A 12,684-nucleotide genomic window follows, 5' to 3' on the forward strand; every position below is an offset into this window, starting at 1 on the left:
CGCTCATCAGATCATTCCGCACAAGTAATACCGATAGAATATTCTGTTGCAAGAATGACTTGAGTAGGGGGAGGTGTCTACCTCCCCCTTTTCGTTCAGAGAGCGTTACTTGCTGTCACCCCCCGGCTCGTGCAACTCCGCCGCATCGTGGAGTTCCTCTGCGTCGTGCAGCTCGTTGGCATCGTGAAGCTCGCCACCGTCATGCAGCTCCTTCGCATCGTGAAGCTCGCCGCCATCATGCAGCTCCTTCGCGTCGTGAAGCTCGCCGCCATCATGCAGCTCCTTCGCATCGTGAAGCTCGCCGCCATCATGCAGCTCCTTCGCGTCGTGAAGCTCGCCACCGTCATGCAGTTCCTTCGCGTCGTGAAGCTCGCCGCCGTCATGCAGCTCCTTCGCATCGTGAAGCTCGCCGCCATCATGCAGCTCCTTCGCGTCGTGAAGCTCGCCACCATCATGCAGCTCCTTCGCATCGTGAAGCTCGCCGCCGTCATGCAGCTCCTTCCCGTCGTGAAGCTCGCCGCCGTCGTGCAGCTCCTTCCCGTCGTGAAGCTCGCCGCCGTCGTGCAGCTCCTTCCCGTCGTGAAGCTCGCCGCCGTCGTGCAGCTCCTTCCCGTCGTGAAGCTCGCCGCCGTCGTGCAGTTCCTTCCCGTCGTGAAGCTCGCCGCCGTCGCTTTGCTCCGTGGCATCCGCCTTCACGGCGGTCGGGATCGGCCGCACGATCTGCAGGGAGACGGAATGCAGAGCGGTTGCGCTGCGCCCGATCAAGGCCGATTTCTCCTGAGCCGTCAGGCCGGAGAACAGACCGACATAAGTGTCGGGATCACGGCGGAATGCCTCTGCGGAAACGGGATTGGCAGCCAACTGCGCCAGGATGCGGCACAAAGTCTTGGACGTGCGACGTTCCCTTCCGCCCAGCGGCTCCTTCTCCAGCCGCGCCACGGCATCCATCTCGAACGGGCCGTAATCGCCCGCCGGAGATGCAACCACCGTATCACCGGCCGCGGCCGCCGCGCCCCCCGGCGAGCGCATCCCGAACTTCTCCATCATGTCCGGGTCCAGCGGCAGGACATCCTTGGGCGGCAGATAGAAGGAACAGGCCTGATGAACGGAGGCCCGGACAGCCGGGTCGCGGTACGCCTTCAGCGGCCGGCGGATGATCTGACTGTCCAGCCCGGGGAAAGTGGCGCCGACATAATGGTATGACGGATGGTTCTCGCCATAGATTTCGATCAGGCGTTCGAACAGGATGGCGCGCTTGTTGTTCTTGAAACCCCTGGCGGAAAAATAACTGTCGCCGACCGAGCCCACCTGCAAAAGCACGACATGGCTGGAAGTCAGCAGCGGCCTGTTGCGCAGCAACATGTCGCTGGCATCCACGATCTGACAGCCATGGATGGAGGGATCGATGCGCAGGTCGGCGAACAGATAGTCGGTGGAGGAAATGCCCGGCAGCAGTTCGGTACGATGCCCTTCCTTGCGCGCGATGTTCAGCGCGCGGCGCGCAGGGGAAACAAAGAAACCCGGATGCCCGTAGAAAACGGCCGTCACGCGCTTGCCCTCGCGCACGGCCCGCAGGATCAATTCGGCCATCTGCACATAGGTGACGAGCCGACGCTTGTCCTCGCCATAATGCAGGGCGAGATTATAGGCGTTGGGATTGAGTTCACGGATGAAATTGGCGGTCACGCCATCGGGGACGGCGAAAAACACGGTATCGGCGTCACGGATGTGGCCGACAGCTTCCTGCGTGAAATGTGATATGGACCGGATGCCGGTGCCGACCACGGTCAAGCTGCCGTGGGTCTGCCCGGCGACAATGGGCTTTGACACATCAATGGAATTAGGCATCGTCCTGTTTCCCCCTTGAGTGCGCTGACGGTAGAATATGGCGCGAAAGGACTAAGCCTTCGGCGGCATGACCCTAACGCATTCGAGGCATGAATGCATGTCGTATAATTAGAGAGAGTGATTTTGCATTACATCCCTGGTTTGTCCACCCATGGACCGGACCGGCATGCTTGCATGACGTCCGGCCCTATCGCGTGGACAGCAATGAAAGGCCGGCGGCATGGAGGATGAACGGGGCCGCCCGCCCTTGGGCGTGATCCTTGCCGGCGGCCTGGCCACACGCATGGGTGGCGGGGACAAGGGGCTTGTCATGCTGGACGGGCGGCCCCTGATGCAGCACGCCATGGCGGCCTTGCACCCCTGGGCCGACCGCATCCTGATAAGTGCCAATGGACCGGCTGCACGGTTCGCGGGCTTGGAGTGGATGGGGGATGCGCCGGTCCTGCCCGACACGGTTCCGGACAGGCCCGGCCCGCTGGCTGGTATCCTGGCTGCCATGGAATGGGCCGCCGCCCATGCGCCGGACCATGCCGACATCCTGTGCGTGCCGTGTGACACACCCTTCCTGCCGGCCGACCTTTTGCCCCGGCTGGCGGCCGGGCGGCAGGCGGCGGGGGCGGCCATCGCCCTGGCCGCGGGCCCCGACGGCGCGGGGGGCTGGCAACGGCATCCGACGGTCGGCCTCTGGCCCGTCGCCCTGCGCCGGGCCCTGCGGAACGCACTGGTCGTGGAGGGCCTGCGCAAGGTCGGGGCCTTCGCCGCCCGCCATGGCGTAACCCTGGTGCGGTTTCCCCCCGGTCCCGGCGGGCGTGACCCGTTCCTGAACGTCAACAGCCCCGGCGATCTGACCGGGGCTGTCGGGTCTGCAAGCACCCCTGCGGGAGAAGCTCACTCGTAACGCAGGGCCTTGACCGGCTTGGCCACCGCGACGCGGGCCGCGTGTCCGGCCACGGTCACCCAGGCGATCAGCAGGGCACCACCGCCGGCCATCAGGAACAGCAACGGGTCCAGGCTGATCCGGTAGGCGAACCCTTCCAGCCAGCGCGACAACAGCAGCCAGGCCAAGGGCCAGGCGATCAGATTGGCCAGCAGCACGGGCCGGGAGAATTGCCAGACCAGCAGGCGGACCAGTTCCGGTACGCTGGCGCCCAGCACCTTGCGGATGCCGATCTCCTTGGTCCGGCGCTCAGCCGTGAAGCTGGCCAGCCCGAACAGGCCAAGACAGGCGATCACCACCGCCAGACCCGCAAACGCCGCGAACAGCTTGGCCTGGCGCACGTCATCGGCATAAAGCGTATCGACCCGTTCATCCAGGAACTGCCGGCGCAACGGCACCCCGGGCGCCATCTCCTTCCACAGCGCGTCGATACGGTTCAGCACGCCGGGGATGGAGCCCGGGCGGATGCGCACCATCATGACGCGCGCTTCCTGCGGTTCGGCATGATAGACGGTGGCGACCGTGCTGGTCCGCGCCGATTTGTACTGAAGATCGGACACGACGCCCACGACATGCATCAGCGCGTCCCCTTCATCATGGGGATAGCCGAGCGTGCGGCCGATGGCGGCCTCAGGCGTGCCCCAGCCGAACTGGCGCACGGCGGTCGCGGAAACCAGGACGGCACCCGTGCGGCCTTCCACCGGACCCGTCGTGCCCTCCGGCGGCGGCTTGAGCTCGTCCGTGCCGAACGCCTTGTCGAAGGTGCGGCCAGCCAGCAGATGGGCGCCCAGCACCTCGAAATACCCGTAATCCACCGGTTCGGTCCGCACGGTCATCAGTGCCCCCTGCCCGTCATCGGTGAGCTGGTAGGTGGAGGTGCGCTCCGACGGGTCGGACGGCGCCCAGGGGGCGGCCGCCACCGCGACCACTCCCGGATCGGCCAGGAGACGCTGTTTCAGGGTTTCCGCCTTGTCGCGCACCGACGGCGTCTCAAGCCCGCGCAGCAGCACGACATTCTCCTTGTCGAAACCCAGTTCCTGGCTGCTGGCATAGCGCGTCTGCTCCAGCACGACCAGGGTCCCCACGGACAGACCGATGGCCACGGCAAACTGTGCCACCACCAGGGCGGCACGCAGCCGTCCCCCGCCGACACCCGCGGACTTGTTGGCGCGCAGCACCTGTGCGGGACGGAAGCCCGACAGCACGAAAGCGGGATAAAGCCCACCCAGCAGACCCAGCAGCAGCGACAGGCAAAGCACCGTGCCGCCCAGCAGGGTGGATGTGTGGAAGGACGGGTCCAGCCTGATGTCCAGCGCCTGCTGGAACGGTGCCAGGGCCAGTTCCACCACCGCAAGGGCCAAAAGCCCGGCCAGCAGGGTCAGGATCAGGGATTCCGCCAGGAACTGCACCACGATCAGCCGGCGACGCGCACCCAGCACCTTGCGCAGGGCCACCTCCCGCGCACGCAGCGTGGCCCGCGCCGTGGCCAGATTGACGAAATTGATGGCCGCGATGCCCATGATCAGCGCCGCCAGCGCGACCAGCCCCGAAATCACCCCCATGCTGGTCCCGCGCTCACCCGGCAGCGGATGGGTCCGGATGTCCAGTACGCGCTGCAAGGTCAGTTCGGCCCGATAGCCGGTCGCACTGTCTTCCTCGGCACCCGGACGGTTGCGCTGGACGAACCCCTTCATATCGGATTGCAGGCGTGCGGCGTCCGTGCCGGGCGCCAGGATCAGATATGTGGGTATCCAATTGTTGTTCCAACTCTCCCGCTGGCGTTCGATGAAGGGCAGCGGCGTGGCGATGGACAGTAGCGCTTCCACCTGCTCCGTGGCGTTGGCCGGGGGGTCGATCATGACCCCGGTCACGGTCAGCACCTGTCCGCTCGCCAGCGTCAACGTGCGCCCCAGCGCCGGCTGGTCGCCGAACAGCTTGGTCGCCATCGAAAGGGTCAGCACCGTGCTGTTGGGCTGTGACAGGGCTGTTTCCCGGTCCCCCGACAGGAACGGCCAGTCGAAGATCCGGAAATAATCCACATCCGCGGCATGGAAGGTGACGTACAGGCTTTCATCCCCCTGCCGCACGATTTCCCTGACCCGGCCCGACCGGGCAATGGTGACGATCTCCGCAAATTCCTGCTTCAGCGCGGCAGCGACGGGCATTGATTGGGAGGCGGTCGCCTCCGGCTCCCGGCCCGGCATATATTCGGTGCGCACCACGCGCCATATCTCTGGCGCCTGACTGAACAGCCCGTTGAAGGACAGTTCATGCCGGACGAACACAGTGATCAGCAGGGCGGCCGCCAGGCCGGCCGCCAGGCCGAACACGTTGATGGCCGTATAGAGCTTGTGGCGCAGCAGGTTGCGCACCGCCACCATGATCCAGTTCCGCAGCATCCACCCTCTCCCCCAAAATAATCACTTCAAATCGACGGGCGGGCCTTCCGGTTCCCACGAGGGGACAGGCGGGGCCGCCCGCCATTGTTCATTCGTGCCGCAGCGCCCGGACGGGCGGGGCCATGGCTGTCACGGCCGCATGTCCGGCCACGGTTGCCCAGGCGATCAGCAGGGCTGCCACACCCGCCGCCAGGAAATAGGCCGGCGACAGCGCCACCCGCTGATCGAACCCGTCCAGCCAGTCGCGCAGCAGCCACCAGGCAACGGGCCAGGCGATCAGGTTGGCGATCATGACGGGACGCGAGAACTGCCAGACCAGCAGCGCGACAATCTGGGCGACCGTCGCACCGAAGACCTTGCGCAGCCCGATCTCCTTGGTGCGCCGCCGCGCGGCAAAACCGGTCAGACCGTAAAGCCCCAGGCAGGCGACCAGGATGGCCAGCCCCGAAAAGGCGGCGAAGACGGTGGCCTGCACCCGCTCGTCATTGTACTGGGCGGTGATCAGGTCCTCCACGAAGGCGGCCTTGAACGGCCGGTCCGTGACCATCCGGCCCCAGATATCCTCCACCTGCGACAGCAGGGCGGCCGGGTCCTTTCCGTCGAAGCGGACCGACAGCACGCGGTACTGTGCCTCCTGCTGGTACATCACGGTGGGCTGCACGCCATATTTCAGCGACCGGAAACGAACGTCGGGAATGACCCCGATGATGGTCAGATCGAACGGCACATGGTTGTAGAAGCCCGTGCGCAGAACACGGCCGACGGCAGCCGACGGATCGGACAGGCCCAGCAGGCGGGCCGCCGTCTCGTTGATGATGGCAGCAGCCCGCCCCGTTTCACCGTCTGCCGGCCGGCGGATCATGTCGGCGCCGAAGGCCGGATCGAACAGGCGCCCGGCCAGCGGCTTCACATGGTAGAGTTCCAGGAACCCGTCGCCCAGGCTCTGATAGCTCATGGCCTTGGACTGCTCGCCCGACCCGGCCAGGGTGAAGCCGTTATTGTTCTCCGAATTGTCGGTCGGCACGTCGGAGGACAAGGCCACCGCCCGCACGCCTGGCAGGCGGCGCACCTCTTCCAGCAGCGCCTGACGGGTGCCCTCGAAGCTCTGGCCCCCCAGATTGCGCACGGCCAGCACATGTTCCCGGGCAAAGCCCAGGTCGGCGCTGGTGACGAACAAGGTCTGACGGTAAACGACCAGCGTCACGATGGACAGTCCGATGGCGACGGCGAACTGAAGCACGACCAGCAGGCCGCGCAGCCGCGCCCCGCCGCCATCGGCGGCATTCTCCCCCTTCAGGATGCGGGCCGGCTGGAAGCGCGACAGGTAGAACGCCGGATAGGCCCCGCCCAGCAGCGTCACCACCAGCGCCAGCCCGCCCAGCGCGCCCAGGAACAGCGGGTCCAGCAGCGGCAGCGAAAGATCCTTGCCCGTGACGCCATTGAAGGCCGGCAACCCCACTTCCATCAGGACAAGCGACGCCAGCACGGCCCCGGCCACCAGCAACGCCCCCTCGATCAGGAACTGGGCGACCAGGGACCGGCGGCGGGCCCCCAGCACCTTGCGGACTGCCACTTCCCGGCCGCGCAGGGAAGAACGGGCCACCGCCATGTTGGTGAAATTGACGCAGCCCAGGGCCAGGATCAGCACCGCCACCAGCGACAGGGCCGCCACCAGCCCCGCATCACCGATCGGCTTCATGTCCCCCATGTCGCCGGCCTGGGCACGGGCTTGCAGCCGGATATCCCGGATGGGCATGAAGAACTGGCTGGCAAAGTCCGACGCGAGCATGCCCTCGCCATTATGGGGCACGACCCGGTCCAGAAACCCCTTATTGTCCGCCGCAAGCCGGGCCACATCCCCCACCTTGCGCAGCTTCAGATAGGTGTAGACGTTGACCGAGCTCCAGGTGTCCAGCAGGTTGGGAAACGGGGCCAGCCGCTGCGGCACCGGCGGGGCCAGCATCTCCACTTCCAGATGCGTGGCGCGCGGCAGGTCGCGGATGACGCCTGTCACCTTGTGGTCGTACCGGTCCGCGCCGATGCAGCACAGGGTCAGGGTGCGGCCCATGGGATCGGCATCGCCGAAATATTTGCGGGCCGCACTTTCCGTCAGCACCAGCGACGACGGGTCGGACAGGGCGGTGGCCGGGTCGCCGGCGATGAAGGTGAAGCCGAACAGGGACAGAATGGACGGGTCGGCATAGGTGACGACCTGCTCAATGGCCGTCCCGTCCCGCAGCACCGACTGCCGGAAGGGCAGCAGCCGGCCCGCCGTCTCCACCTCGGCCGGATAGGCCTGGGTGAAGGCATCCATCATGCGGCCCGCGGAACGCACGGTGTTCAGGGGACCGCGGCCCGGCATCTCGTAGCTGGTATGGACCCGCACGATGCGGTCGGCGTCGGGCACCCAGGCGTCATAAGACAGCTCGTCACGCACATGCAGCAGGATGAGCAGGCAACTGGCCAGCCCCACCGCCAGGCCCAGAATATTGATGGCCGTATAAAGCTTGTGCCGCAGCAGGTTGCGCAGGGCAACCGTGACCCAGTTCCTCAGCATCCCTATGGCCTCCCTGTCCTTTGGCTTGGCGTCATTCGTAGCGCAGGGCCGTCACCGGCTTGGCCTGAGCCACCCGGGCGGCGTGCAGACCGACCGTGAGCCAGGCGATGGCCAGCGCCAGGGCGCCGGCCGCCACGAACAGCAACGGGTTCAGGTCGATACGGAAGGAAAAGGCGCTGAGCCACCGGTCCATGAAATACCAGGCGGCGGGCCAGGCGATCAGGTTGGCGATCAGCACGGGCTTGCTGAACTGCCAGACCAGCAGGCGGACGATGTCCATGACGCTGGCGCCCAGCACCTTGCGCAGCCCGATCTCCTTGGTCCGGCGCTCCGCCGTGAAACTGGCCAGGCCGAACAGGCCCAGGCAGGCGATCATGATGGCCAGACCGGAGAAAGCGGCGAACATCTGCGAGGTCTTGGCCTCGCGGACATAAAGGTTCTGGATGCGGGTATCCAGGAATTCGCGCTGCACGGGCCGGTTGGGGTAAAGGTCGCGCCAGGCGCGGTCGATGGCCGCCAGGGTGCCTTCCACATTCCCGCCCCGGATCCGGATGATCAGGTCGGAATAGGTGCCGTTATCCACCATGAACATGGCCGGCGCGATCGGATCATGGACCGAGCGGAAGTGGAAATCATCCACGATGCCGATGACGGTCAGCCGCAGGGTGCCGCCCTGGCCGGCACCCGCCTCGAACTCCTGGCCCAATGCTTCCTGGTTGCCGGCAAAGCCCAGACGCTTGACGGCGGCTTCGTTCAGGATGACGGCGCCGGTGAAGACCTTCTTCTCCTCTTCAGCGGCGGGAGTGGTGGCGGCGGCGCTGCCGGCCGGGGGCGGAAAGATCACCTGGTCAGACGGCCGGTTGCGGTCGAAATCACGGCCGGCCACCATGCGCAATCCCAGGGTCCTGACATAGTCCCAATCGACCGCACCCTGGCGCAGTACCAGCAACTGGTTGGGGTCGGCACCGGGCACGCGGACATTGGTATTGTTTTCGCTGCCGCTGCTGGGGGTGGCATCGGTGCCGGCCACGCTGACCACGCCTTCCAGGGCGGCCAGGACGTTGGTCAGCGTCTGCTGGCGCTCCCGGTCGCTGCCGCCGGGAAAGCCGTTCAGGACGATCGTATTTTCCTTGTCGAAGCCCAGATTCTTGTTCTGGGCGTAGAGAAGCTGCCCATAGACGACGGCCGTGGCCACCATCAGCGCGATGGAAATGGCGAACTGCACGACGACCAGGGCCATGCGCAACCGGCCGGAACCGCCGCCCACCCCGCTGGACGACCCTTTCAGCACGCGGGCCGGGTTGAAGCCGGACAGGAAGAAGGCCGGGTAGGCCCCCCCTGCCACGCCGACGACCAGGGCCAGCCCCAGCAGCACCGGCGCCAGCAACGGGTCGGTGAACAGGTTGAAGCTCAGTTCCTTGTCCAGGAAGGCGGAATAGGCCGGCAGGGCCAGTTCGACCAGGGCCACCGACAGCAGCAGGCCGATCAGGGTCAGCAGCAGCGATTCACCGATGAACTGGATGATGATCTGACCGCGGCTGGCGCCGACCACCTTGCGCACGCTGACCTCCCGCGCCCGCTGGGTGGCGCGCGCCGTGGCCAGGTTCATGAAATTGATCGATGCGATAGCCAGCACCAGGACCGCCACGGCCGCGAAGGTGACGATTTCCGTATAGGAGGTGGCAGGCCGCATGGAGGTCTGCAAAGGCTCGGTGTGGATATCCTTCACATTGCGGATGCGGGGCGTGAATATCTCACCCAGATTGAAGCTGCCCGTGACGGAATGGATGGTCGGCGCGGCCGTCTTGATCCAGGTCGCCAGACGGGTATTGATGGCATCGACATCGGAACCCGGCTTCAACAGCAGGTAGGTCTCGCAGCAGATGCTGCCCCAGTTCCGCTCCTGGTTGCGGGTCGTCTGGCTCAGCGAGGCATAGGGCCGGATGATCTCCAGGTTGAAATGGGTGTTGGACGGCATGTCCGGGATGATGCCGGTCACCTTGACGGGGTCCCCGTCCTCTACCTCCAGCGTCCGGCCCAGCACGTCCGCATCCTTGAAGAATTTCCGCGCCGCGCTTTCGGTCAGGACGATGCCATTGGGTTCGTCCAGCGCCGTCATGCGGTCGCCCTGCAGGAAGGGAAAGTCGAACATGCGGAAGAAGTCGGGATCGACCGCGCGCGTGGTCTCCGTGAACAATTCGTCCCCGCGCCGGAAGATGGTGGTGTCCTGCACCACCCGGGCCGTCATTTCAACCTCCGGGAAGCCTTCCTTCAGGGCCGCAGCCAGCGGCAGCATCGCGACGGCGACATTGTCCGCCTGCCGGCCCGGCAACTGCGCCCGGATGGCTACCTGATAGAGGCGGTCGCTGTCGGAGAAGAAACGGTCATAGGTGGTCTCGTTGCGCACGAACAGCAGGATCAGCACGCAAGTGGCCAGGCCGATGGCCAGGCCGCAGATGTTGATCGCAGAATAAAGCTTATGTTTCAGCAGGTTGCGTATCGCAACCATCAGATAGTTCTTCCACATCGCCCGTTTCCCCCCTTCCCTTGGCCCTCCCCCTTGCGCCGTTATGCGGCGCGCAGGTTCTCCGCCACGACCTGTCCATCGAACAGGTTGATGATCCGCGTGGCGTACTGGGCATGCGGCATGGAGTGGGTGACCATGACGATGGTCGTGCCCTCGGCATTCAGGTCGGTCAGCATGCGCATGACCTCGTCACCATTGGCGCTGTCCAGGTTGCCGGTCGGTTCGTCCGCCAGCAGCATCTTGGGCTTGGCGACCACGGCGCGGGCGATGGCGACACGCTGCTGCTGACCGCCCGAGAGCTGCTGCGGCAGGTGGCTTTCACGATGCCCGATATTCACCTTTTCCAGCGCGGCCTTCACCCGTTCCTTGCGTTCGCGCGCCGGGATATCGTGATAGAGCAGGGCCAGCTCGACATTCTCGAACACGGTCAGTTCGTCGATCAGGTTGAAGCTCTGGAAGATGAAGCCGATATTCTTCTTGCGGATATCGGCCAGCTTGCGCTCCCCGTATTTCGACACTTCCTCGCCGTTGAACCAGTACTGCCCGCCGCTGGGCGTATCCAGCATGCCGATGATGTTCAGCAGCGAGGACTTGCCGCAGCCCGACGGGCCCATGATGGCGACGAATTCGCCGTCGCGGACATGGATGTTCACGGAATTCAGTGCCGTGGTTTCCACTTCCTCGGTGCGGTAGGCCTTGACCAGATCGACCAGCTTCAACATTCCCTTGTTCCTTCCTGCTATGTGCTTCGTGATGGGTCGTCTTCTCAGTTCAACTGGATGCGGTCCATGCGGGTCATGTCGCCATAGGCAGACGTGACCACACGCTCACCCGGTTCCAGACCGCTCTTCACCTCGATCACCTGCGCGTTGCGGCGGCCGAGCTGTACCCCGCGCTTCGTGGCATACTTGCCGTCCGGTCCGACCACAAACAGCCAGGCGCCGCCGGTGTCCTGGTAAAAGGCGCCATTGGGGATCAGCAGCGCCGTCGACGTATCCCCAAGCTTCAGGCGAAGCTGCAGGGTCTGGCCCGGCCGGATATCCCTGGGTGCGGCATCGGCGAACTCAAGCTCCACGCGGAACTGTCCGTCCCGCACCTGCGGGAAAATCTTGGCGACGCGCAGCACATGGGTACCCGCGCCGATGGCCACCTCCGCCGTCTGGCCCGTGGTCAGGCGCGGCAGATAGAATTCATCGACCTGCGCCACGACCTTGAAGCCGTCCATCCGGTCGATGCGGCCCAGCCGCTCGCCGCGCGTCTTGTTCTGGCCGACCTCCGCCTCCAGCGAGGTGAGCTGGCCGTCGACGGGCGCCTTGACGATCAGATTGTCCAGGTTGCGGCGGGCGAATTCCAGATTCTCCTGCAATTTCGCGGTGCTTTCGCGCAACTGGCCAAACTGTTCGGACCGCAGCCGGTCGGTCACCTGCTGCGTCTCGCGCAGGACCTCGCGGCGGCGCAGCAGATATTCGTATTCGTCCCGCGCCTCGTCATACTGCGCCTGACTGATGGCCTTGCTCTTGATCAGTTCTGCCCGGCGGTCCAGCGTGCGCTTCAACTGCACCAGCCGGTATTCGACCTCCACCAGGTTCTGCCGGTTGGTGAGCCGCGAGACCTCCAGGTTCAGTTCCACGGTGCGAAGCTGGTTCAACTGTTCGATCACCTGCGCCTCACGGCTGATGACTTCAAGCTGCAGGTCGGTATTGGTCAGTTCCAGCAGCGGCTGGCCCGCCGTCACGAACTGGCCGGCCTCCGCAAAGCGCCGCTCCACCCGGCCGCCTTCCATGCTGTCCAGGAAGATGCTGGTCAAGGGTTCCACGGAGCCACGAACAGGGATGAAATCCTCAAACGGGCCCTGGCTGACAGTGGAGACCACCAGCCGTTCCTCCGCCACGCGCACCGTCTGTCCGCCCGTGCTGCCCAGGGCGAGGTAAAGTCCACCCGCCCCCACCAGCAAGGCCACGCCGGCGGCCATGATGGCCTTCTTGTGCTTCTTGATGCCCGTCTTCTCGATCCGGCGGTCCATCGCCATGATTAGCCCCCTACCCCGTCACTATCTTTCGCGTCAGACCAGACGGCCCAGGAAATGGGCCAGCGCCACCAGCACCAGCCCACCCAGCCAGATGTCCGGATGGACGCGCAGCACGGCATCCTCGATCCGGTCGAGAAGGCCGTTCTGGTCCAGGGCATCGGTCGTCTGTTCCGTCGTCTTGCGCATGATGTCCACCTTGTCTGCCGGCCCCACCGGTGTTCAGCCGTGATGTTCCCCCCTTTCATAGGCAAGGGTCGTGCCAAGCGGAATCTGGCGGAAATGCTCGGATTTTCAGGCCATCCCGTTTGTACGTTTTCGAACAGTGTCCGTTTTCGGACATGCTGCTTCCCCAAAATCGGACAATGGAACGGTCCGCCCGCGCATGAG

General features: G+C 65.2%; 8 protein-coding genes. 1 reads left to right on the forward strand and 7 read right to left on the reverse strand.

The features are described from left to right. Positions 1-105: 105 nt before the first annotated feature. Positions 106-1,848, reverse strand: coding sequence for an SAM-dependent methyltransferase (locus ABC728_RS25320; RefSeq protein WP_445376542.1), 1,743 nt, complete (start codon positions 1,846-1,848; stop codon positions 106-108). Between the two features lie 220 nt (positions 1,849-2,068). Between ABC728_RS25320 and mobA the strand changes: the two genes are divergently transcribed. Continuing rightward, positions 2,069-2,746, forward strand: coding sequence for a molybdenum cofactor guanylyltransferase MobA (mobA, locus tag ABC728_RS25325; protein WP_416621852.1), 678 nt, complete (start codon positions 2,069-2,071; stop codon positions 2,744-2,746). Here mobA and ABC728_RS25330 read toward each other — a convergent pair. The 6 genes from ABC728_RS25330 to ABC728_RS25355 all read right to left on the reverse strand — a co-directional run bounded on the left by ABC728_RS25330 (position 2,737) and on the right by ABC728_RS25355 (position 12,483). Next, entirely contained in the window at positions 2,737-5,184 is a 2,448-nt protein-coding gene (locus ABC728_RS25330; RefSeq protein WP_416621853.1) for an ABC transporter permease, read from the reverse strand. The genes mobA and ABC728_RS25330 overlap by 10 nt on opposite strands. Positions 5,185-5,272: 88 nt before the next feature. Next, the gene (locus tag ABC728_RS25335) at positions 5,273-7,741 is read right to left on the reverse strand and encodes an ABC transporter permease (protein ID WP_416621854.1); all 2,469 of its coding nucleotides are present in this window, start codon (positions 7,739-7,741) and stop codon (positions 5,273-5,275) included. Positions 7,742-7,772: 31 nt separating this feature from the next. Next, positions 7,773-10,268, reverse strand: coding sequence for an ABC transporter permease (locus tag ABC728_RS25340; RefSeq protein ID WP_416621855.1), 2,496 nt, complete (start codon positions 10,266-10,268; stop codon positions 7,773-7,775). A 41-nt stretch (positions 10,269-10,309) separates the two neighbouring features. After that, positions 10,310-10,990 carry an ABC transporter ATP-binding protein gene (locus tag ABC728_RS25345; RefSeq protein ID WP_416621856.1) on the reverse strand — a complete coding sequence of 227 codons (681 nt, stop codon included), beginning with the start codon at positions 10,988-10,990 and terminating at the stop codon, positions 10,310-10,312. Positions 10,991-11,034: 44 nt separating this feature from the next. Further along, positions 11,035-12,297 carry an efflux RND transporter periplasmic adaptor subunit gene (locus ABC728_RS25350; RefSeq protein WP_416621857.1) on the reverse strand — a complete coding sequence of 421 codons (1,263 nt, stop codon included), beginning with the start codon at positions 12,295-12,297 and terminating at the stop codon, positions 11,035-11,037. 33 nt (positions 12,298-12,330) lie between these two features. Continuing rightward, complete coding sequence (locus ABC728_RS25355; protein WP_416621858.1) at positions 12,331-12,483, reverse strand: hypothetical protein; 153 nt, start codon at positions 12,481-12,483, stop codon at positions 12,331-12,333. Positions 12,484-12,684 lie beyond the last annotated feature (201 nt).

Source organism: Niveispirillum fermenti (assembly GCF_052474395.1).

What these genes read in the sequence shown, in the direction of transcription:
- ABC728_RS25320 (WP_445376542.1), bottom strand. Translation starts at nt 1,848, where the DNA reads ATGCCTAATTCCATTGATGTGTCAAAGCCCATTGTCGCCGGGCAGACC.
- mobA (WP_416621852.1), top strand. Translation starts at nt 2,069, where the DNA reads ATGGAGGATGAACGGGGCCGCCCGCCCTTGGGCGTGATCCTTGCCGGC.
- ABC728_RS25340 (WP_416621855.1), bottom strand. Translation starts at nt 10,268, where the DNA reads ATGTGGAAGAACTATCTGATGGTTGCGATACGCAACCTGCTGAAACAT.
- ABC728_RS25345 (WP_416621856.1), bottom strand. Translation starts at nt 10,990, where the DNA reads ATGTTGAAGCTGGTCGATCTGGTCAAGGCCTACCGCACCGAGGAAGTG.
- ABC728_RS25335 (WP_416621854.1), bottom strand. Translation starts at nt 7,741, where the DNA reads ATGCTGAGGAACTGGGTCACGGTTGCCCTGCGCAACCTGCTGCGGCAC.
- ABC728_RS25355 (WP_416621858.1), bottom strand. Translation starts at nt 12,483, where the DNA reads ATGCGCAAGACGACGGAACAGACGACCGATGCCCTGGACCAGAACGGC.
- ABC728_RS25330 (WP_416621853.1), bottom strand. Translation starts at nt 5,184, where the DNA reads ATGCTGCGGAACTGGATCATGGTGGCGGTGCGCAACCTGCTGCGCCAC.
- ABC728_RS25350 (WP_416621857.1), bottom strand. Translation starts at nt 12,297, where the DNA reads ATGGCGATGGACCGCCGGATCGAGAAGACGGGCATCAAGAAGCACAAG.